Here is an 18,419-nt window from a genome sequence, read left to right on the forward strand (position 1 = left end):
ATCCGCACGCATGCCATTTGGCCGCCAAGCGGCGTCCGCTCAGGGCTTGCGCTGGAGTCGGGAAACCAGGGCTTTCAGCGTAGCAGGCGGCACTTCGCCCACGGCTGTCACCCACCACGGGCCGCTCGCGTCCGGCAGCCGCTGGGTCAAGGTATGGGTTGCGCCCATGGCAACCACGCCTTCAGAGGGGTGACGCCTCGCATCGAAGGCCTCCATGAACAGCGATACAGTCGCCAGGCCATCCGAGAAGATCCACTGCACGACACCGCCGCCGGCGTCCGTTCCATGCCGGTAGCAGCTTTGTGAACTGAAGCCTGGCACCTCGCCCGACAGCGTCCAACCCTCTGCAGCGGCGCTGGTCGGCGTGCGATGCGGTTTTTCTACCTTGTAACCCTCGGTGCGCTCCATCATGCGCGTGAGCTTGACGGCCTGCACCGGCGCGTTGAGTTGGAGCTCCGAGAACGCCGACTGCTCCAGCACCCGGCCCTTGCCGTCCAGTGTTTGCGTCTTGATGACCAGGCCGGTATTGCGCTCGCTCCAGATTCGGTAGCCATAGCGCAATTCGTCGTGCGGCCTGAGGTAGACCACATCGGCGTCGAAGCCCGCCACCCTGCTCTGGCCAAGTTCCTTGGCGGCGTAATGATCCGCCATCGACGCCGAACTGCTTGAGGTCAGCAGGTTCGGAAAGGCGCCACCTGCATCCCGCCGATCGGAAACCGCCACGCGCGCCTGCGGAAAGAAGGTCACCACCGATTGGTTGCGGCGGAATATCGTCCGCGGCACACCCGAAAGCGCTTCCACCCGTTCGATCTGCACATCGCCCTCGCAGACGTGCCAGATCCGAGCGCTCGACATGGCGCCCGTGGCCGAGGTCACGACGAAGGTGCCAATGAATGAAGGAATCCGGGATGCCTGTTCCAGCCGGACCAGCCATTCCGCAACACTGCGCTCGGGCGGCCCCATGCGGACAGCCGTTGATTCAGGTTCGGATGCCGCCGGCACGCCTTGCGCCATGGCGATACCGACGACCCCGCCAGCCCAGCACGCGAGCGCGGCACCGCGAAGGCGCCTTTTCCAACCGCGCCAAGCAGCCGCCGGCAGATGCGCAGGTCCGCGGCGAACGCTCACGCTCCCGCGATTCAACGCCCGTGCCCTTCGAAGGTGGCGTTGCGCAGGAAGCCCGAAGCGCCGCCCAAGGTAGCGATGCCAGTGGCTTGGCGGTGGGCCGCCAGCAACTCATCCAAGCGGGCGTCGCGCAGCATCACGGGTTGCCCGACCTCGGGATCGTGCGCTGCCGATGCGGGTGCCACCGGCGAGGCCACGGCCAGCACTTGCGCCGAGCCTTGCTGGGGCGCAACGTTCTGCGCCAGATGCGGGCCGGCACCGCTTTGAGGACCCGCCCCAGACACCATGCTCCAGCCCACTGCTGCGACAGCGGCAAACGACGCCAGGCCAGCCACCATCTTCCAGCGAAACACGCCATCGTTCGCGGCGGGTCTCTCAACGTAGGAACTGTGCTCCACCGGCTGTTCAATCACCGGCGTCATGGATTCGCTGGCGATGGCGGCGAGCACCCGCCCTGGAAGCAGATGGTCGCGTCCGTGCTGAGCCAAATCAGGGGATCGGAGCACGTCCCCAATCAGGTGGTAGAGCTGCCAGCAGCCGACGGCTCCATCACCATCGTGGCTGCTGGAGCCGATCACCGCCTCCAACTCATTCCCGGGAAGCTGCCCGTCCATCAGGGCGGACACCCGCTCTGCGCTCCATTGAACTTTGACCTGCGTTTGCATCACGATCACCGCTTCGACTTGTCGATCCTGTTCCATGCTCACCAGCGTTTGCCGGTCTGGTGGCTCAGCAGAGGCCTGACCCGGGCGGAAATCGCTTCGCGCGCCCGGAAAATGCGTGACCGCACGGTGCCGATAGGGCAATTCATGGCTTCTGCAATCTCTTCATAGCTCATGCCTTCAATCTCGCGCAGCGTGACGGCCTGGCGCAGATCTTCGGGCAACGCTTCCATGGCGGCGTTCACAGCGGCGGCAATTTCACGGGCCGCCAACTCCGATTCCGGCGTGGATTCCGAGGTTAGTTCGTTCTCGCGCCGGGAAGTTTCATCGTCGTCATCGCTCGACTTCAGTGCCGCTTCGACCACCACCGGGTCGCGCTTCAATTCCAGCAGCGATTTCTTGGCCGTGTTCACCGCGATCCGGTACAGCCAAGTGTAGAACTGGGCGTCGCCGCGGAACTGGTGCAGCGCCTTCCAGGCGCGGATGAAAGTCTCCTGCGCGATGTCCGGCACCAGGTCCACGTCGCGCACCATGCGGCCGATAAGCCGTTCGATCCGGCGCTGGTACTTGATCACCAGCAACTCGTAGGCGCGGTGGTCGCCCGCCGCCGCACGCTCGACCAGCTGGGCGTCACTGTCGGAAGCTTGGGGAGGGGCAGCGGATGTTGCGGACACAAACAAGGACGTTGAAACGACGACGCGCCTGATGCTCAGGCGCGCGGACTCACCATGGCCAGCGGATCGGGGGCCGGGCGAGAGGGTTTTGAATATAGCGCACAGCGCAGCAGGTGCCAGCGCGTGGGGTCGGCTGCACGTTCGACCCAGAGCCACTGCGCCCGGCGGGCGCCCTGGGCTCGCCATCGCAGCAGCAGGCTGCGCTGAAGGTCCAGACGGACATCCATGCGCCCAGGCCCCGTGCCGAAGGTGCCAGCAGCCGCTGGGCCCTCTTCCAGCCACCAATCGGCGCCGTCCCAGCGGAGGCTGGAAGCAGCCTGCTGCATGCGCCAGAACTGTCGGAGGGCGCCACCTGCACCGAGCCAGGCGAACACGCAGATTACTATTGAAACAATAGCTGCCTGCGCAGGCCCATCTAGCGCCAGAGCCCAAAAAAGCATCCAAACCACAGGGATCGCGCTCAAAGCCCATAGCCCCCACAGAACCAGCGACAGCGAAGCGCGTCGGCCCAGCGGGTAGGTCACTGTGGGAGCGTGGTGCATGCCCGGAAGCCCCTGCAAGCCTTAAAACGAACGGCCGCAAAGCGGCCGTGGACGGAGACCTGGCGGGTGACAGCGAGACTCAAACGCGCTTGAACACCAGGGCGCCGTTGGTGCCGCCGAAGCCGTAGTTGTTCTTCAGCGCGTAGTCAAAGCTCAGGTCGCGCGCGGTATTGGCGCAGTAGTCCAGGTCGCAGCCCTCGCCCGGCGTGCCGAGGTTGATGGTCGGCGGCACCTTCTGGTCGCGCAGCGCCAAAATGGTGTAGACGCTTTCCACCCCGCCAGCGCCACCCAGCAGGTGGCCGGTCATCGACTTGGTGGAGCTCACAACGACCGACTTGGCGTGGTCGCCCAGCGCGGCCTTGATGGCGTTGGTCTCGTTCACGTCGCCCAGCGGCGTGGACGTGCCGTGCGCGTTGACGTAGCCGATGGCGTCCGGGTTCAGCCCGGCGTTGCGCAGCGCGCCCTGCATGGCGCGGCGCGGGCCGTCCAGGTTGGGCGCGGTCATGTGGCCAGCGTCGGCACTCATGCCGAAACCCACCAGTTCGGCGTAAATGGTGGCGCCGCGCCGCTTGGCGTGCTCGTATTCCTCGAGCACCACCACGCCAGCGCCCTCGCCCAGCACGAAGCCGTCGCGCTCGGCGTCCCAGGGGCGCGAAGCGGCCTGAGGGTCGTCGTTGCGGGTGGACAGCGCACGCATGGCGGCAAAACCGCCGATGCCCAGCGGGCATACGGTGGCTTCGGCGCCGCCGGCGACCATCACGTCGGCGTCGCCGTATTCAATCAGGCGACCGGCTTCACCAATGCAGTGCAGCCCGGTCGTGCAAGCGGTGGCGATGGACAGGTTCGGCCCCTTGAAGCCAAACTTCATCGACACGTGCCCGGCGACCATGTTGACGATGGAAGCAGGGACGAAAAAGGGGGAGATGCGGCGCGGCCCGCGCGACATCCATTCACCGTGCGTCTCCTCGATCATCGGCAAGCCGCCGATGCCCGAACCGATGACACAGCCGATTCTCTCGGCCAGGGCTTCATCCAGCGACTCGCCCGAAGGCAGCCCGGCATCCTGCACCGCCTGCGCGGCGGCCACGATCCCGTAATGGATGAAGGTATCCATGGTGCGCAATTCCTTCGTCGAGATGTACGGCGAAAGATCTAGCCCACGCACTTCGCCCGCAATGCGGCACGCGAAGGCGCTGGCGTCAAAGCGCGTGATGGCATCAATGCCCGAACGTCCGGCCAGGATGTTGGCCCAGTTCTCTGCCACCGTGTTGCCCACGGGGCTGACGCAACCTAAACCAGTAACAACAACACGGCGTCGGGTCATTCGCGATCAGGCCTTTTTGCTGTTGGCGTAGTCGATGGCGGCCTGCACCGTGGTGATCTTCTCGGCGTCCTCGTCCGGGATCTCAATGCCGAACTCGTCTTCCAGGGCCATCACCAGTTCCACTGTGTCGAGCGAGTCTGCGCCCAGGTCGGCCACGAAGGCCTTCTCGTTGGTCACTTGGGACTCTTCAACGCCGAGTTGTTCGGCAATGATCTTCTTGACACGTGCTTCGATATCGCTCATGGGTTCCCTCTAAGGGTGATGAAAAACGGGGATTTTACCCGTGCTTACAGCGGCTTTCGGCCGCAAGGCATACACGGGCGCTAAGTGGCCTCAGGCCATGAACATGCCACCGTTGACGTGCAGTTCCTGCCCTGTCACATAGGCGGCCTGGGGGCTCGCCAGGTAGGCCACCGCATGCGCGATGTCCGCTGGCTCACCCAGCCGGCCCAGAGGAATCTGGGCCGTCAGGGATTTCTGTTGGTCGTCCGACAGCACCGCCGTCATGTCGGTGGCGATGAAGCCCGGTGCGACGCAATTGACGGTGATGTTGCGGCTGCCCAGCTCGCGCGCCAGCGCGCGCGTCATGCCGGCCACGCCGGCCTTGGCGGCGGCGTAATTGGCCTGTCCGGGGTTGCCGGAGGCGCCGACCACGCTGGTGATGTTGACGATGCGGCCTTGGCGCTGCTTCATCATCGGGCGCATCACGGCGCGGCACATGCGGAAGACGGCCTTGAGGTTGGTGTCCAGCACCGCGTCCCAGTCTTCGTCCTTCAGGCGCATGGCCAGCATGTCGCGGGTGATGCCGGCGTTGTTGACCAGCACGTGCAGCGCGCCGTGGGTCTTGACGATGTCATCGATCAGCGCTTCGGCGGCGGCGGCGTCGTTCACGTCCAGCCGGGCGCCACGGCTAGCGCCCTGGCCGGCCAGCGCAGCGCTGATCTTTTCAGCTCCGGCGTCGGATGTGGCGGTGCCGATCACCGTCATGCCGCGCGCGGCCAGCTCTTGCGCGATCGCTGCACCAATGCCGCGCGACGCGCCGGTCACCAGAGCCACTTGCCCTGCCATGCCCTTGTCTGACATACCTTGGTTCTCTCCTGATCTGGCTGGCGCTGGGCCGCTCACGCAGTCTGCTCGACCACCGTCTTGGCCTCGGCCAACGTGGCCGGATCGTACATGGCTACGCCCATCAGCTCCGCGTCGATGCGCTTGGTCATGCCCGCCAGCACCTTGCCGGGGCCGCATTCGACCACCGTGCGCAAGCCCATGGCCTTGATTTTCTGGATGCATTCGACCCAGCGCACCGGGCCAAACGCCTGGCGATACAGCGCGTCGCGGATGCGCTGCGGGTCGGATTCGATCGCCACGTCGATGTTGTTGACCACGGGGATTTTGGGTTCGGCCAGCGCCACACCGTCCAGCGCGACCTTCAGCTTCTCGGCCGCGGGCTTCATCAGGCTGGAATGGAAGGGCGCCGACACCGGTAGTGGCAGCGCGCGCTTGGCACCCATGCCTTTGAGCACTTCGCAGGCCTTGTCGACCGCGGCCTTGGTGCCGGCAATCACGGTTTGCACCGGATCGTTGAAATTGACCGCTTCCACGATCTCAGTGCCGTTTTCGCCCATAGCCTTACATACATCTGCGCAACCAGCTATCACTTTTGCAGCATCCAGGCCGAGGATCGCTGCCATGGCGCCGGTGCCCACGGGCACAGCTTCCTGCATGGCAGCAGCGCGCAGGCGCACCAGAGGCACGGCATCGGCCAGGCTCAGCGCCTCGGCTGCGACCAGGGCGGAATACTCGCCCAGCGAATGGCCGGCGACGGCCGCTGGCAGGGCACCGCCCTCGGCCAGCCAGGCGCGCCAGCAGGCCACGCCCGCCACCAGCATCACCGGCTGGGTGTTGGTGGTCAGCGCCAGCGCTTCCTTGGGGCCGGCCTGGATCAGCGCACCCACGTCTTCGCCCAGCGCGTCCGACGCTTCCTGCAGCGTGGCGCGCACGGCCGGGTGGTCACCCCAGGCGTCCAGCATGCCGACCGCTTGAGAGCCCTGGCCAGGAAAGACGAATGCAACGGGTTTCATGTCAATCAATGGAAAAAAGCCAAACAGCGCTGCCGGCGGGCGGTGAAGCCCACCACAGCGCGAAAAAATCAAAAATTGAGCAGCACCGCGCCCCAGGTGAAGCCGCCGCCCACGCCTTCCAGCAGCAGGGTCTGGCCTTTCTGGATCTGGCCACTGCGCACACCGTGGTCCAGCGCCAGCGGGATCGAGGCGGCCGAGGTGTTGCCGTGCTCGTGCACGGTGACGATGACTTTTTCCAGCGGCAGGTGCAGCTTCTTGGCCGTGCCCTGCATGATGCGGATGTTGGCCTGGTGCGGAATCAGCCAGTCGATGTCCGATTCCTGCTTGCCGGCCTTGGCCAGCACGGCGCGCGCCGCCTTGTCCAGCACGCCCACGGCCAGCTTGAACACGGCCTGGCCGTCCATCTTGAGCAGCGGGTCGCCCAGCACATCGCCGCCCGACACGTGCCCGGGCACGCACAGGATGTCGACGTACTTGCCGTCGGCGTGCAGGTCGGTGGCCAGGATGCCCGGCTGGTCGGACGCTTCCAGCACCACGGCGCCGGCGCCGTCGCCAAACAGCACGCAGGTGCCGCGGTCGTCCCAGTTGAGCAGGCGGCTGAAGACCTCGGCACCGATCACCAGCACCTTGCTGGCCGTGCCGTTGGCGATCATCGCGTCGGCCACCGTGAGGGCGTAGACAAAGCCGCTGCACACAGCCTGCACGTCGAACACCGGGCAGCCGGCGATACCCAACTTGTGCTGGACGATGGCGGCGGTGGACGGAAACACCATGTCCGGCGTGGACGTGGCGACGATGATCATGTCGATATCGCCCGGCTGCAGGCCGGCCGATTCGAGTGCGGCGCGGGCGGCGGGCACAGCCAATTCGCTGGCGGGCACGTCGGGGGCGGCAAAGTGGCGGGCGCGGATGCCGGTGCGCTCGACGATCCACTGGTCAGAAGTCTCGATGCCCCGTGCGGCCAGCTCCTGCACCAGGTCGTCGTTGCTGACGCGGCGCGGCGGCAGGTAGCTGCCGGTGCCGGCAATGCGAGAGTAGCGTCTGCTCATCTAAACCGATAGTGAAATGAAAAAAACGATCGTGCCAGGCGCGCCGGGCGCCTAGCCGTCGATCGCGGCCGCGTCGCCCTGCGAGGCGCTTTCGGCCAGCAAGGGCGCAGCATGGGCAATGCGCGCCTGCACCCGCTCGAGCAGCTGATGGCGTGCCGCATCATACGCGCGCACCATCGCCGCCTCGAAAGCCAGCGCGTCGGCCGAGCCGTGGCTCTTGAACACCAGCCCGCGCAGGCCCAGCAAAGCCGCGCCGTTGTAACGGCGGTGATCCAGCCGCTTTTTAAGGGCAGAAAGCACCGGATACGCGATCATGGCAGCCAGTTTGGTGCCGATGTTGCGGGTGAACTCTTCACGCAGGAACTGCATGATCATCGTCGCCAGGCCTTCGGTGGTCTTCAGCGCGACGTTGCCGACGAAGCCGTCGCACACCACGATGTCCGCGGTGCCCTTGAAGATGTCGTTGCCTTCGACGTTGCCGACGAAGTTGAGATCGCCCGCCTTGGCCGCGGCGCGCAACAGCTCGCCGGCGCGCTTGATCTCGTCACTGCCCTTGATGACCTCTTCGCCGATGTTGAGCAACCCCACGGTGGGCGTCGGGTCGTCGTTCAGCACCGACACCAGGGCCGATCCCATCACCGCGAACTGCAGCAGGTGCTCGGCCGTGCAATCGACGTTGGCGCCCAGGTCCAGCACGGTCGTGGCGCCGCCCTTGACGTTGGGCAATTGTGTGGCGATGGCTGGGCGCTCAATCCCGTCCAGCGTCTTGAGCAGGTAGCGCGCGATCGCCATCAGCGCGCCGGTGTTGCCGGCCGAGATGGCCACCTGGGCTGCGCCATCCTTGACCTGCTGCACGGCAACACGCGTCGACGAATCCTTTTTGCGGCGCAGCGCCACCTCGACCGAGTCTTCCATGGTGACCACTTCGGTCGCCGGGACAATGGTCGCGCGCTCGTGGGAGAAACCGCTCAGGGCGTCCGGCTGGCCCACCAGCAGCAGACGGGTGTCAGGGTGCCGGTCCAGAAACTGGCGACAGGCCTGCAAGGTGACCTTGGGGCCATGGTCACCGCCCATGCAGTCGACTGCCAGAACAATCATGCAAGCCTCATTCAATGCCCGGGCGGCCTGTGCACCACCCGGCGTCCATCATCTTGTCAAAACGGCGCCAGAAACAACAAAAGCCCGAGCTACACCGATGTAGCAACGGGCCAATGAGTGTACCGGTGAGCGACCGGCCATCCCAACTGGCCGAGCCGCGCCCCAAGGCCCGGCCGATCGGCCAATCAGACCGCCGTCTTAGGCTTCGGTCTTGGGCTTGATGACCTGGCGACCACGGTAGAAACCGTTCGGGCTGATGTGGTGACGCAGGTGGGTTTCGCCGGTCGTCGGCTCCACGGCGATGCCGGGGGCGTTCAGGGCGTTGTGCGAACGGTGCATGCCGCGCTTGGAAGGCGACTTCTTGTTTTGTTGAACAGCCATGGTGGCTCCTTAAAGGTTGTCACAGGCAGCGCACGAGCGGTGTGGCACCGCGCCGCCCTGCAGGGATTTAGGGGTTTTGCCCGGCCGTACCCTGCCCTCCTGCGCCAGCGCCCTTGGGCCGCTGACCGGGGGCTTGAACCGATCTGCCCGTCAAAATGAGACGGACAGCGCGCCAAGCGAAGCCTGCGATTATAGCGCGAGGCGACCGATTTGCGCCAGCCGTGCGAGCCGGTGGCACCGTTTTGCTATGGTTTTTTGTTCTTCAGCGCGGCCAGCGCGGCAAAAGGGTGCGGTTTTTCTTCGGCCGCTTCGTCGAAATCGTCGGTTTGTGCGCTGTGCACGACCCCGGTCGGGCATTCGTCGTGGCTGGGCACCAGGGGCAAAGCCATCAGCACCTCGTCCTCGACCAGGCCCAGCAGGTTGAAGTCGGCCGACAACTCCAGCACATCGTCTTCTGATTCGTCGTCCAGCGTCGCCGCCGTGTCCTCATCGGGCACGAAGACGAAATGGCGGTCCACCATGATCGGCGTGAGCACCGCGTCCATGCAGCGCTGGCAGGTCAGCGGCAGCTCGGCCTGAACGCGCAGATGGATCGCCGGGCGCACGCTGCCGTCCACCGCACTGCGCGATTCGCCCTGCGCCTGCCATTTGACAGTCAAATCGCCCGCTGGCCCATGCAACTCCTGCGCAAGGCGCTCATGTTTTTGAAGCAACTCTTCGCCTGACAATTCGGCCTTGGCGTGGGCGAAGGCCGCAACGTCGAGGTGACGCGGGTTGAAGGTCTTGCTCATGCCACCAGTGTAAGAGAATCGCCCACCATGACCGTTGCCGACGCGCCCCCTGCCCGCCCGCTGATCCTGGGCTCTACCTCCCGTTACCGCCGCGAGCTGCTGACCCGTCTGGGTCTGCCCTTCGACGCCGTGGCCCCCCATGTGGACGAGACGCCGCTGCCCGGCGAAGCGCCGCGCGCGCTGGCCCAGCGCCTGGCGCTGGCCAAGGCCCGCGACGTGGCGGAGCGCCACCCGGACGCGGTCGTCATCGGCTCCGACCAGGTCGCCGATCTGCACGGCGAGCCGCTGGGCAAGCCCGGCACGCACGAACGCGCCGTGGCCCAGCTGCAGCGCATGCGCGGGCAGACCGTCATCTTTCAGACCGCATTGGCCGTCGTGTGCCAGGCGGACGGTTTCGAGCAAACGGACCTGACCGCGGTGGAAGTGCGCTTCCGTCAACTCAGCGACGCCGAGATCGAGCGTTACCTGCGCGCCGAGCAGCCCTACGACTGCGCCGGCTCGGCCAAGAGCGAGGGCCTGGGCATCGCCCTGCTGGACGCCATCGTCAGCGACGACCCCACGGCGCTGATCGGGCTGCCCTTGATCCGCACCGCAAGGCTGCTGCGCGCGGCCGGGCTGACCCTGCCATGAACGCCACCCCGCCCCACGGCCGCCTGCTGCTGGTACCGACGCCGCTGGACCACGGCTGCGATGGCCAGTCGCCGCTGGAGGCGGTGCTGCCGCTGGCCACCGTGCAGGCCGCGGCGCACATCGGCCACTGGATCAGCGAGAACGCCAAGTCCACCCGCGCCTTCCTCAAGCGCGTGGGCGACGTCGCGCCGCTGGCCACGCCGGTGCAAGCCCAGCAGATCACCGAGCTGCCGCGCGAAGCGCACAAGAAAGGCGACCACGGCCCCGGCGCCGCGCGGGTGGACGCGCGCGCGCTGCTGGCGCCCGCGCTGCAAGGCCACGACGTCGGCCTGATCAGCGAAGCCGGCATGCCGGCCATCGCCGACCCGGGCAGCTCGGTCGTGCGGGCCGCGCACGACCTCGGCTTACAGGTGGTGCCGCTGGTCGGGCCGATCTCGCTGATGCTGGCTTTGGCCGCCAGCGGCCTGAACGGCCAGCACTTCGCCTTCGTCGGCTACCTGCCGCGCGAAGGCCCGGCGCGGCTGCAGCGCATTCAGGAGCTGGAAAAGCTGGCCCTGCGCACCGGCCAGACCCAGCTGTTCATCGAAACGCCGTACCGCAACGCCGCCCTGCTCCAGGCGCTGGCCCAAGGGCTGCAACCAGGCACCCGGCTGGCGGTGGCCAGTGGGCTGACTTTGCCCACGCCGCAAGTGCGCAGCCAGGCGGTGCGGCAGTGGCGCGCGCTGTTGGCGGACGCGGGCCAAGCTGCAGGCCCGTGGGACCAGCCGGCCGTGTTCGCCTTCGGACCCTGAGCGTCGAGCGCCCGGCGGCGCCCGGCGGCGCCCGGACGGCGGGCACGGCAGCCATGGCGCTGGCCGGCCGTTGCCCACAAAAAAGCCCCGCAATTCGGCGAGGCTTTTTTGATGTAATTGCTATTCTAATGGTAGCTGCCTGCGCACATTCCACCAGGGCTGGCGGCCAATTTCTCTTAAAAACCCGTTCGACATTGGCCGACGCGCCCCGGAACAGGGCCGCCGCGCCTCAGACCTTCCACTTAGCCAATAACTTTTCGGGCGTGAGGCTGTCGTACGCCTCAAACGGCTGGTGGATCCACGGGTTGGTCGGCAGGTCTTCGACCGAATAGTCGGCCTTGAAGCTGGACGTGCCCTTGGTCCAGATCACGGCGGTGCGCAACTCGGTGATCGGCTCGTAGTTGGTGCGCAGGCGGTCGACCACGCGCTGCAGCGTGACGCCCGAATCGGCCAGGTCGTCCACCAGCAGCACCTTGCCGGCGATCTGGCCTTTGGGCGTGGTGATGTAGTGGGCGATGTCCAGGTGGCCCTGCACCGTGCCGGCTTCGGCGCGGTAGGAGCTGGTGGACATGATGGCCAGCGGCACGTTGAAAATGCGGCTCAGGATGTCGCCCGGGCGCATGCCACCGCGCGCCAGACACAGGATGGTGTCGAACTGCCAGCTGGACTGGTGCACCTTGATGGCCAGCTTCTCGACCAGGTTGTGGTACTCGTCGTAGCTCACGTACAGGTGTTTGCCGTCTTCGGTCAGCATCTATCTACTCCTGAATTTATAGCTGGCTGCGCAGATTCATCTAAGGCTGCAATGCGATTTGGCTTGAATCAAGCCAAAAACGGATGGCGCATCATGATGGTGTGGTCGCGGTCCGGGCTGGTCGAGATGAGGTGGATCGGCACGCCGGTGGCGTGCTCGATGCGCTGCAGGTACAGGCGCGCGTTGATCGGCAGCTTGGCGTAGTCGGTCACGCCCACGGTGCTTTCGGTCCAGCCTTCCAGCGTTTCGTAGATTGGCTTGCAGCGCGCGATCTCGTCGGCGCCCAGCGGCAGGATGTCGATGCGCTCGCCGTCCAGCTCGTAGCCCACGCACAGCTGCAGCTCTTCCAGCCCGTCGAGCACGTCCAGCTTGGTGATGCACAGACCGGACAGGCCGTTGACCTGCGCGCTGCGCTTGAGCAACGCCGCGTCGAACCAGCCGCAACGGCGGCTGCGACCGGTGGTCACGCCTTTTTCGGCGCCGATGGTGCTCATGTGGTAACCGGGCGTGCCGGGAGTTTCCCAGTCGAGCTCGGTGGGGAACGGGCCGCCGCCCACGCGGGTGCAGTAAGCCTTGGTGATGCCCAGCACGTAGTGCAGCAGACTGGGGCCCACGCCCGCGCCTGCCGCCGCGTTGCCCGCCACGCAGTTGCTGGACGTGACGTACGGGTAGGTGCCGTGGTCCACGTCCAGCAGCGTGCCCTGCGCGCCTTCAAACAGCAGGTTGGCGCCGTTCTTGTGGGCTTCGTTCAATTCGCGCGACACGTCGGCCAGCATGGGCCCGACCGCCTTGGCGTGCTGCATGGCTTCTTCGTAGATCGGCTCGAACTGGAGCTCGCCATTCTTCAGGTAGGGCGCCAGCGCATCGCTGAACTGCAGCTTGGCCGAACCCAGGTAACCGGTCAGCACATGGTTGTACAGGGCCAGCAGTTCGCGCAGCTTGGTGGCAAAGCGCTCGGAGTACTTCAGGTCCTGCGCGCGCAGTGCGCGGCGGGCGATCTTGTCCTCGTACGCGGGGCCGATGCCACGGCCCGTGGTGCCGATCTTTTCGGTGCCGTGCTGCTCGCGCGCGGCTTCGCGGGCCACGTCGAGCACGGCGTGCATCGGCAGGATCAGCGGACAGGCTTCGCTGACGCGCAAGCGGTCGCGCACCTTCACACCGGCCTTCTCCAGCCCTTCGATCTCTTCGAGCAGCTTGGCGCAGGACAACACCACGCCGTTGCCGATGTAGCACTTGACGCCGGGGCGCATGATGCCGCTGGGAATCAGGTGCAGCGCGGTCTTCACGCCGTTGATCACCAGCGTGTGGCCGGCGTTGTGCCCGCCCTGGAAGCGCACCACGCCCTGGGCGCTTTCGGTCAGCCAGTCGACCAGCTTGCCCTTGCCCTCGTCGCCCCACTGGGTGCCGACGACCACCACGTTGCGTCCGTCTGTGCGTGTCATATCAGTCAAGAATCTCCGATGGGTTGGATGAGCCATTGGCCCGCGGTCTGGATCAGTTCGCGGTCGCAGTTGAACTCGTCGATTTCGTTGTCGTGGCCGGGCAGCACGCAGACGACAGTTTCACCGCGCTGGCGCAGCGAGCGCACCACGGCGTGCAGATCGGGCGCGTCGCTCCAGGGCGCGCGGATGGCCGCGCGCAGTGGGCGCTCCGACGCGGCGCGCACCAGCTGCTTGACGTCCAGGCTGAAGCCGACGGCGGGCCGCTCACGGTCGAGCTTGTGGCCGAACACCGCGCCCACGCCGTCGTAACGGCCGCCACGCAGCAAGGCGTCGCCGGCACGGCGCGCATACACGGCAAAGCGCACGCCGGTGTAATAGCCATAGCCGCGCGCGTCCGACAGGTCAAAGCTGACCTTGACATCGTCCAGGCGCGAGGCCAGCCACCGCAAATTCGATAGCACGTCGCGCACACCAGGAAAGGCCTGGAGGGCATTTTCAGCCTCATCCAGCACTTCCACGCCGCCGTAGAGCGTGACCAGCGCCAGCAGGCCTTCGCGCGACGCGGCGGGAAAGCCGGCGCTCAGGCTGGCGATCTCGCTCGCGTCCTTGGCGGCCAGGGCGTCGTGCACGGCGGCCAGCACCTGCGGGTCGGCGATCACGCCGGCCAGCAGCGCGCGCACCAGGCGGGCGTCGGCCAGGTCGACGGACAGGTCGGCCACCTGGGCTGAGTCCAGGCAGTCGAGCGCCAGCGACAGGATTTCCAGATCGGCCTCGCGCCCCGCGTGGCCGTAGATTTCGGCGCCGAACTGCATGGGCTCGCGCGTAGCGTGCGGGCGCTCGGGCCGCGTGTGCAGCACGGGGCCGCAGTAGCACAGGCGGGTGATGGCCTGGCGCCCGAGCAGGTGGGCGTCGATGCGCGCCACCTGCGGCGTGGTGTCGGCACGCACGCCCAACGAGCGGCCAGATAACTGGTCGACCAGCTTGAACGTCTGCAGGTTGAGCGCTTCACCGGCACCGGTGAGCAGGGATTCAAGGTGCTCGATGAGGGGTGGAATCACCAGCTCGTAGCCATAGGCACGGGCGGTGTCGAGCAATTCACGGCGGAGTTCTTCGATGTGCCGGGCCTCGGAGGGCAGTACATCGGCGATGTGGTCCGGCAGGAGCCAGGCGGACATGGGCTGAAGTTCGCGGGGCTGTTAAAAACGTGATTCTACCGGCCTTGTGACAAGGCTTTGCAGCGCTGGCTGCGCGGCCGGCGCCGCGCTGACGCTCAGGCGAGGCTGAACAGCAGCGCGATCAGGCCCAGCACCACACTGAACGCGCCGTAAAAGCGCAGTTGGCCGTCCTTGAGCTGCATCAGCTGCGACACCACCTGGCGCCAGCGCTGCGGCGCGATCAGCGGCAGCAGCCCTTCCAGCAGCAAGGCCACGCCGATCGCGGCCACCAGGGTGGCGCCGTCCACCGTTGACCGCCTGTACCCCGGACTCAGCGGCGCGACGGCTGCGGCGCGCGCATGTTGCTGAAGAACTCGGTCGCGGCCGGGTCGATCACCAGCACGTCGCCCTTCTTGCCGACGCTGGTCTTGTAAGCGTCCAGGCTGCGGTAGAACTGCGCGAACTGCGGGTCCTTGCCAAACGATTCGCCGTAGATGCGCGTGGCTTCGGCATCGCCTTCACCGCGCACCTTCTCGGCGTCGCGGTAGGCGTTGGCCACCGTCACCTCGCGCTGGCGGTCGGCGTCGGCGCGGATCTGCTCGCCTTCGGCGGCGCCGGTCGAACGCAGCTCGTTGGCGACGCGCTGGCGCTCGGTCTGCATGCGGGTGTAGACCGATTCGGTGATCGACTCGACGTAGTCGGCGCGGGTCAGGCGCACGTCCACGATGTCGATGCCCCAGGGCTTGGCGCCCTTCACGGCTTCGGTCACTTCGCGCTTGACGTCGGCCATCAGCGTTTCACGGCGGGTGGAGATCAGCTCGCGCACGGTGCGGCGGTTGATCTCCTCCTGAAAGGCGTTGCGCACCACGCGGTTCAGCTGCGTCGCGCCTGCGCTCTCGTCCACGCCCACGTTGCGGATGTAGGCCTGCGGGTCGGTGATGCGCCAGCGCACGTACCAGTCGATGACGACGCGTTGCTTCTCGGCCGTGAGCACGGGCTCGGTGTCCATGCTGTCCAGCGTCAGCAGACGCTTGTCGATGTAGCGCACGTTCTGCACCGGCGGGGGCAGCTTGAAGCTGAGACCCGGCTCGGTGATGACCCGCTGGATCTGGCCCAGCTGGTAGACGACCCCGAACTGGCGTTGGTCGACCACGAACATCGTGGAGGCGACCAGGGCCAGCAGGATAAGAAGAGTGGTTCCGATGAATCCGACTTTGTTCATGTCACGCTCTGGGAATCAGCGGGTTTCACGCTCGCGGCTGCGGGCGTTTTCACGTGCGCGCGCATCGGCGGGCACCTGCGTCGACGGCGCGGGTGAAGGCGCCGGCGTCGCCTGGGCAGGTGCTGCGGGCGCTGCGGACCCGGCAGCGGCACCCGAAGCCTGCATCACCTTGTCCAGCGGCAAGTACATGAGGTTGCCGCCCGATTTGCTGTCGATGATGACCTTGTTCACGCCGCTGTAGATTTGCTGCATGGTGTCGACGTACATGCGGTCGCGCGTGACCTGTGGGGCCTTCTGGTATTCACCCAGCACCGAATTGAAGCGCTGCGTATCGCCCTCGGCCTGCGCCACGATGCGCGCCTTGTAGCCTTCGGCCTCTTGCTTCAGGCGGGCAGCGGTACCCACGGCGCGCGGCACCACGTCGTTGGCGTAGGCCTGGGCCTGGTTCTTGACGCGTTCGCGCTCCTGGCCGGCCTTCAGCACATCATCGAAAGCCGCCTGCACCTGCTCGGGCGGACGCACGCCGCCTTGCTGCATGTTGACGGCCACCACTTCAATGCCGACCTTGTAGCGGTCCAGGATCTTCTGCATCAGATCGCGCACACGCGGGGCGATCTGGTCGCGCTCGTCGGCCATGGCGTTGTCCATGGTCATCTTGCCCACGACCTCGCGCACCGCGCTATCGGCCGCCTGCACCACGGCATCCGCCGGGTTCTTGCTTTCGAACAGGTAGGCGCGCGCGTCGCTCAGGCGGTACTGCACGGCGAACTTGATCTCGACGATGTTTTCGTCCTGCGTCAGCATGGCCGATTCGCGCAGGCCGGTAGATTTGACGACGTTGTCGCGTCCCACATCGACCGACTGCAGCTTCATGTTCACCATTTCATGGCGCTGAATCGGGTACGGCAGGCGCCAGTTGAAGCCGGCGTTGACCGTGGACTGGTATTTGCCAAACTGCGTGATGACCGCTTGCTGGCCTTCCTGCACGATGAAGAAGCCGGTGCCCAGCCAGATCAGCAGGGCCACGACCGCGATCACACCCATGCCCATGCCGGCGTTCTTCATGTCGGGCTGAAAACCGCCGTTGCCGCCATTGCCACCGTTGAAGCCCGGGCGGCGCTGACCGCCACCACCGCCGCCCTTGCCGCCGAACAGGCCACCCAGCTTGCGGTTGAAGTCGCGCCACAGCTCGTCCAGATCGGGCGGGCCCTGGTTAGGCCCGCGGCCACCGCCGTTGCCACCGCTGGGTGGCGGCGAGGCGCGCGGCGGTTCGACGGGGCGCGGCGGATCGGCCGGTCGCTGGTCGTCGGCGCGGGGCTCGTCCTGGCCACTGGCACCATCGCCGCGGCCCCATTGCGGGTCGTTCAGGTTGAACATGCCCCGAAGGCGCCCCGGCCAGCCGGCCGGGCGCAGGGTGAAGTCGCGGTCTTTCATTCGTCGGTCATCGGGCTGTGCAACCCGCCATTGTGCCCAAAGGCCGAGGGCAATTCGTCGTTTTGCGCGTCCTGACGCGCTTGTGCGGCTTCCTGGGCGCGGCGCGCCAGCTCGTTGCGCAGCAGGGGCAGACCCTCACCGCTGCGCGCGCTCACAAACACGCGGTCAAAAAGCTGGCCGTCCAGCTCCATCCGGTCCTGCAGTGCCAGCGGGCGCTTCACCACGTCCACCGCGTCGAGTTTGTTGAAGACCACCAGCTGCGGGACCGTCTGCGCGCCGATCTCGTGCAGCACGCGCTGCACCTCGACCATCTGCTCGTGCCAGGCCGGGTTGGCGGCGTCGACCACGTGCAGCAGCAGGTCGGCGTCCGCCGCTTCCTGCAAGGTGGCTTCGAAAGCGTCCACCAGCCCGTGGGGCAGATCGCGGATAAAGCCGACCGTGTCGGACAGCGACACCGAACGGCCGCCGCCTTCCTGGTCGCCCAGGTAAAGCTGACGCGTGGTGGTGTCCAGCGTGGCGAACAGCTGGTCGGCAGCGTAAGCCCGCGCCTTGACCAAGGCGTTGAACAGCGTTGACTTGCCAGCGTTGGTGTAGCCGACCAGCGAAATGGTGTACGTTTCGCGCCGCTCGCGCTGGCGGCGCTGTGTCTGGCGCTGGCGCTTGACCTTGGTCAAGCGTTCTTTGGTGCGTTTGATGGACTCACCGATCATTCGGCGGTCCAGTTCAATCTGCGTCTCACCCGGGCCGCCGCGACCGCCGATGCCGCCCTGCTGGCGCTCCAAGTGGCTCCAGCGCCGCACCAGACGGGTGCTGAGGTATTGCAAACGGGCCAATTCGACCTGCAATTTGCCCTCGTGGCTGCGGGCGCGCTGGGCGAAGATTTCCAGGATGAGGAGAGTGCGGTCGTTGACCGGCAGACCAATCGCGCGCTCCAGGTTGCGCTGCTGCACCGGGCTCAGTGCCTGATCGAACACAACTTCGGCTGCGCCTTCGGCCTCGGCCAGGGCGCGGATCTCGTCCACCTTGCCGCTGCCCACAAAGGTCGCCGCATCAGGCGCCTTGCGCTTGCAGGCCAGGCGCGCCACGGGTTGCAGGCCGGCGGTTTCGGCCAGCAGGCCGAGCTCTTCCAGATCGCCGTCGAAATGGGGCAAGCCCAGGTCAACGCCGACCAGCACGGCGGCAACGCGATCGGGTGCGTGGGTGTCGGGCAAGAGAGTCTGTAAAAAGTAAAAAGCCCATCCGCACTTCGCTCACAATTCAGGAGC

General features: G+C 66.5%; 21 protein-coding genes. 2 read left to right on the top strand and 19 right to left on the bottom strand.

Going from position 1 to position 18,419, the window contains the following annotated elements:
• Positions 1–39 precede the first annotated feature (39 nt).
• The 12 genes from FVQ98_RS01870 to FVQ98_RS01925 form a co-directional block, all read right to left on the bottom strand.
• Complete coding sequence (locus tag FVQ98_RS01870) at positions 40–1,014, bottom strand: MucB/RseB C-terminal domain-containing protein (RefSeq protein ID WP_147911705.1); 975 nt, start codon at positions 1,012–1,014, stop codon at positions 40–42.
• 125 nt (positions 1,015–1,139) lie between these two features.
• On the bottom strand, positions 1,140–1,826 hold the full coding sequence (locus FVQ98_RS01875) for a sigma-E factor negative regulatory protein (RefSeq protein ID WP_255507572.1): 687 nt from the start codon (positions 1,824–1,826) through the stop codon (positions 1,140–1,142).
• 2 nt (positions 1,827–1,828) lie between these two features.
• A complete protein-coding gene (rpoE, locus tag FVQ98_RS01880; RefSeq protein ID WP_147911706.1) occupies positions 1,829–2,461 on the bottom strand; it encodes an RNA polymerase sigma factor RpoE in 633 nt (210 codons plus the stop codon).
• A 35-nt stretch (positions 2,462–2,496) separates the two neighbouring features.
• Entirely contained in the window at positions 2,497–2,835 is a 339-nt protein-coding gene (locus FVQ98_RS01885) for a hypothetical protein (protein ID WP_187265590.1), read from the bottom strand.
• Positions 2,836–3,082: 247 nt separating this feature from the next.
• Positions 3,083–4,327, bottom strand: a complete 1,245-nt coding sequence (fabF, locus tag FVQ98_RS01890; RefSeq protein ID WP_147911708.1) for a beta-ketoacyl-ACP synthase II — start codon at positions 4,325–4,327, stop codon at positions 3,083–3,085.
• 6 nt (positions 4,328–4,333) lie between these two features.
• Positions 4,334–4,570, bottom strand: a complete 237-nt coding sequence (acpP, locus tag FVQ98_RS01895) for an acyl carrier protein (RefSeq protein WP_106703654.1) — start codon at positions 4,568–4,570, stop codon at positions 4,334–4,336.
• A 90-nt stretch (positions 4,571–4,660) separates the two neighbouring features.
• Entirely contained in the window at positions 4,661–5,410 is a 750-nt protein-coding gene (gene fabG / locus FVQ98_RS01900; RefSeq protein WP_147911709.1) for a 3-oxoacyl-ACP reductase FabG, read from the bottom strand.
• Positions 5,411–5,448: 38 nt separating this feature from the next.
• A complete protein-coding gene (gene fabD, locus FVQ98_RS01905) occupies positions 5,449–6,408 on the bottom strand; it encodes an ACP S-malonyltransferase (protein ID WP_147911710.1) in 960 nt (319 codons plus the stop codon).
• 68 nt (positions 6,409–6,476) lie between these two features.
• Entirely contained in the window at positions 6,477–7,457 is a 981-nt protein-coding gene (locus tag FVQ98_RS01910) for a beta-ketoacyl-ACP synthase III (protein WP_147911711.1), read from the bottom strand.
• A 51-nt stretch (positions 7,458–7,508) separates the two neighbouring features.
• A complete protein-coding gene (gene plsX / locus FVQ98_RS01915) occupies positions 7,509–8,555 on the bottom strand; it encodes a phosphate acyltransferase PlsX (RefSeq protein ID WP_147911712.1) in 1,047 nt (348 codons plus the stop codon).
• Between the two features lie 198 nt (positions 8,556–8,753).
• A complete protein-coding gene (gene rpmF, locus FVQ98_RS01920) occupies positions 8,754–8,936 on the bottom strand; it encodes a 50S ribosomal protein L32 (RefSeq protein WP_147911713.1) in 183 nt (60 codons plus the stop codon).
• A gap of 245 nt (positions 8,937–9,181) precedes the next feature.
• Positions 9,182–9,727: a YceD family protein gene (locus FVQ98_RS01925; protein WP_147911714.1), complete on the bottom strand. Its 546-nt coding sequence runs from the start codon at positions 9,725–9,727 to the stop codon at positions 9,182–9,184.
• Between the two features lie 27 nt (positions 9,728–9,754).
• Between FVQ98_RS01925 and FVQ98_RS01930 the strand changes: the two genes are divergently transcribed.
• Both FVQ98_RS01930 and FVQ98_RS01935 read left to right on the top strand, forming a co-directional pair.
• A complete protein-coding gene (locus tag FVQ98_RS01930; protein WP_147911715.1) occupies positions 9,755–10,357 on the top strand; it encodes a Maf family protein in 603 nt (200 codons plus the stop codon).
• Positions 10,354–11,148 (top strand): SAM-dependent methyltransferase, encoded by a 795-nt coding sequence (locus FVQ98_RS01935; protein WP_147911716.1) that lies wholly within the window; start codon positions 10,354–10,356, stop codon positions 11,146–11,148. Before FVQ98_RS01930 ends, FVQ98_RS01935 begins: the two co-directional genes overlap by 4 nt.
• A 229-nt stretch (positions 11,149–11,377) precedes the next feature.
• Here FVQ98_RS01935 and FVQ98_RS01940 read toward each other — a convergent pair whose 3' ends face one another.
• The 7 genes from FVQ98_RS01940 to hflX form a co-directional block, all read right to left on the bottom strand.
• The gene (locus tag FVQ98_RS01940; RefSeq protein WP_147911717.1) at positions 11,378–11,902 is read right to left on the bottom strand and encodes a phosphoribosyltransferase; all 525 of its coding nucleotides are present in this window, start codon (positions 11,900–11,902) and stop codon (positions 11,378–11,380) included.
• 68 nt (positions 11,903–11,970) lie between these two features.
• Entirely contained in the window at positions 11,971–13,344 is a 1,374-nt protein-coding gene (locus tag FVQ98_RS01945) for an adenylosuccinate synthase (protein WP_147911718.1), read from the bottom strand.
• Positions 13,345–13,349: 5 nt separating this feature from the next.
• Positions 13,350–14,519, bottom strand: a complete 1,170-nt coding sequence (locus tag FVQ98_RS01950; protein ID WP_147911719.1) for an ATP phosphoribosyltransferase regulatory subunit — start codon at positions 14,517–14,519, stop codon at positions 13,350–13,352.
• Positions 14,520–14,614: 95 nt separating this feature from the next.
• Positions 14,615–14,806 carry a DUF2065 domain-containing protein gene (locus FVQ98_RS01955; RefSeq protein ID WP_147911720.1) on the bottom strand — a complete coding sequence of 64 codons (192 nt, stop codon included), beginning with the start codon at positions 14,804–14,806 and terminating at the stop codon, positions 14,615–14,617.
• A 23-nt stretch (positions 14,807–14,829) separates the two neighbouring features.
• On the bottom strand, positions 14,830–15,720 hold the full coding sequence (gene hflC / locus FVQ98_RS01960) for a protease modulator HflC (RefSeq protein ID WP_147911721.1): 891 nt from the start codon (positions 15,718–15,720) through the stop codon (positions 14,830–14,832).
• A 15-nt stretch (positions 15,721–15,735) separates the two neighbouring features.
• A complete protein-coding gene (hflK, locus tag FVQ98_RS01965) occupies positions 15,736–17,154 on the bottom strand; it encodes an FtsH protease activity modulator HflK (RefSeq protein ID WP_147911722.1) in 1,419 nt (472 codons plus the stop codon).
• Positions 17,151–18,365: a GTPase HflX gene (gene hflX, locus FVQ98_RS01970; protein ID WP_147911723.1), complete on the bottom strand. Its 1,215-nt coding sequence runs from the start codon at positions 18,363–18,365 to the stop codon at positions 17,151–17,153. Before hflX ends, hflK begins: the two co-directional genes overlap by 4 nt.
• Positions 18,366–18,419: the final 54 nt, after the last annotated feature.

The organism is Ottowia flava, from assembly GCF_008017535.1.
In the GTDB taxonomy this organism is placed as follows: domain Bacteria; phylum Pseudomonadota; class Gammaproteobacteria; order Burkholderiales; family Burkholderiaceae_C; genus Ottowia; species Ottowia flava.

What these genes read in the sequence shown, in the direction of transcription:
- fabD (WP_147911710.1), bottom strand. Translation starts at nt 6,408, where the DNA reads ATGAAACCCGTTGCATTCGTCTTTCCTGGCCAGGGCTCTCAAGCGGTC.
- rpmF (WP_147911713.1), bottom strand. Translation starts at nt 8,936, where the DNA reads ATGGCTGTTCAACAAAACAAGAAGTCGCCTTCCAAGCGCGGCATGCAC.
- hflK (WP_147911722.1), bottom strand. Translation starts at nt 17,154, where the DNA reads ATGAAAGACCGCGACTTCACCCTGCGCCCGGCCGGCTGGCCGGGGCGC.
- FVQ98_RS01930 (WP_147911715.1), top strand. Translation starts at nt 9,755, where the DNA reads ATGACCGTTGCCGACGCGCCCCCTGCCCGCCCGCTGATCCTGGGCTCT.
- plsX (WP_147911712.1), bottom strand. Translation starts at nt 8,555, where the DNA reads ATGATTGTTCTGGCAGTCGACTGCATGGGCGGTGACCATGGCCCCAAG.
- FVQ98_RS01935 (WP_147911716.1), top strand. Translation starts at nt 10,354, where the DNA reads ATGAACGCCACCCCGCCCCACGGCCGCCTGCTGCTGGTACCGACGCCG.
- FVQ98_RS01945 (WP_147911718.1), bottom strand. Translation starts at nt 13,344, where the DNA reads ATGACACGCACAGACGGACGCAACGTGGTGGTCGTCGGCACCCAGTGG.
- fabF (WP_147911708.1), bottom strand. Translation starts at nt 4,327, where the DNA reads ATGACCCGACGCCGTGTTGTTGTTACTGGTTTAGGTTGCGTCAGCCCC.
- FVQ98_RS01910 (WP_147911711.1), bottom strand. Translation starts at nt 7,457, where the DNA reads ATGAGCAGACGCTACTCTCGCATTGCCGGCACCGGCAGCTACCTGCCG.
- fabG (WP_147911709.1), bottom strand. Translation starts at nt 5,410, where the DNA reads ATGTCAGACAAGGGCATGGCAGGGCAAGTGGCTCTGGTGACCGGCGCG.
- FVQ98_RS01875 (WP_255507572.1), bottom strand. Translation starts at nt 1,826, where the DNA reads ATGGAACAGGATCGACAAGTCGAAGCGGTGATCGTGATGCAAACGCAG.
- FVQ98_RS01940 (WP_147911717.1), bottom strand. Translation starts at nt 11,902, where the DNA reads ATGCTGACCGAAGACGGCAAACACCTGTACGTGAGCTACGACGAGTAC.
- FVQ98_RS01925 (WP_147911714.1), bottom strand. Translation starts at nt 9,727, where the DNA reads ATGAGCAAGACCTTCAACCCGCGTCACCTCGACGTTGCGGCCTTCGCC.
- FVQ98_RS01870 (WP_147911705.1), bottom strand. Translation starts at nt 1,014, where the DNA reads ATGGCGCAAGGCGTGCCGGCGGCATCCGAACCTGAATCAACGGCTGTC.
- acpP (WP_106703654.1), bottom strand. Translation starts at nt 4,570, where the DNA reads ATGAGCGATATCGAAGCACGTGTCAAGAAGATCATTGCCGAACAACTC.
- FVQ98_RS01950 (WP_147911719.1), bottom strand. Translation starts at nt 14,519, where the DNA reads ATGTCCGCCTGGCTCCTGCCGGACCACATCGCCGATGTACTGCCCTCC.
- hflC (WP_147911721.1), bottom strand. Translation starts at nt 15,720, where the DNA reads ATGAACAAAGTCGGATTCATCGGAACCACTCTTCTTATCCTGCTGGCC.